Origin of the sequence: Kitasatospora putterlickiae, assembly GCF_039527695.1 — a bacterium.
In the GTDB taxonomy this organism is placed as follows: Bacteria; Actinomycetota; Actinomycetes; order Streptomycetales; family Streptomycetaceae; genus Kitasatospora; species Kitasatospora putterlickiae.
Genome location: NZ_BAAAKJ010000017.1, coordinates 14,165 through 14,971, shown reverse-complemented (window position 1 = coordinate 14,971; position 807 = coordinate 14,165). Strand labels below are relative to the sequence as shown.

Genomic DNA, 807 nt, shown 5'->3' with positions numbered 1-807 from the left:
GCGGCGTGCGCGGCAGGTGGACGGCGCCACCGGCCCGCAGCAGCGCGCCGCCGAGCACCGGCTGTTCGGAGCCGTTGGGCGTGACGCCGAGGGGGCGTCCGCGCAGCAGGGCGCCGAGGACCGGGGCGGAGGTGCCGGCGGTCAGCACCAGTCCGGCGCGTTCGACCAGCGGCCCCAGCCAGGGCTTGCGGACGAGCAGGACGTCGGCGTCCGGGCCGGGCCGCGCGTCCCCGGTGCGGCCCTGTTCCACCACGGCCTGGTAACGGCCGCCGGTGAAGGTCGCGTTGAGCCGGGGCCAGGGGGTGCCGCCGCCGAAGAAGCGGCCGAGGTGGACGTAGACGACGGGCTTGCCGGTGCGGGCCAGCGCGGCGTCGACGGCGGCGAGTTCGGCCGGGTCGGCGGCGGGCTCCCAGGCGAGCGGGCCGACGTGGTGCACCCGGGGCGGCAACTCGGTGCCCGGGTACTCAAGTTCGGGGACGCCGCGGAGCAGCAGCGCGTCGCCGAGCAGCGGGGTGTCGTCCGGCGCCGTCCCGTGGGGTCCGCGGCCGGCCAGACCGGCCTGCTCGCGGGTCGCGGCGTACAGCGCCAGGGTCTCGCGGGTCCGGTTCTCCCGGCTGCGCCCGTACCGCGGCTCGTCGGCGCCGCCGGAGCGGTAGGTCCACAGGTGGATGGAGAGTCCGAGCACCACCACCGGGACGTCCAGCGCCTCGGCGGCGAGCAGCGCCCCGTTGCACAGCACCGAGGTGAGCAGCAGGTCGGCGCCGGCCTGCCGGGCGGCGCGCACGGTGGCCCGGTACTGGGCGAGCC

Annotated in this window: 1 protein-coding gene; it reads right to left on the bottom strand. The window is 78.2% G+C overall.

What is annotated here, in order from left to right:
• Positions 1 to 807, bottom strand: an 807-nt coding sequence (locus tag ABD308_RS01825; RefSeq protein ID WP_425554671.1) for a glycosyltransferase, incomplete at both ends; no start/stop codon positions are given.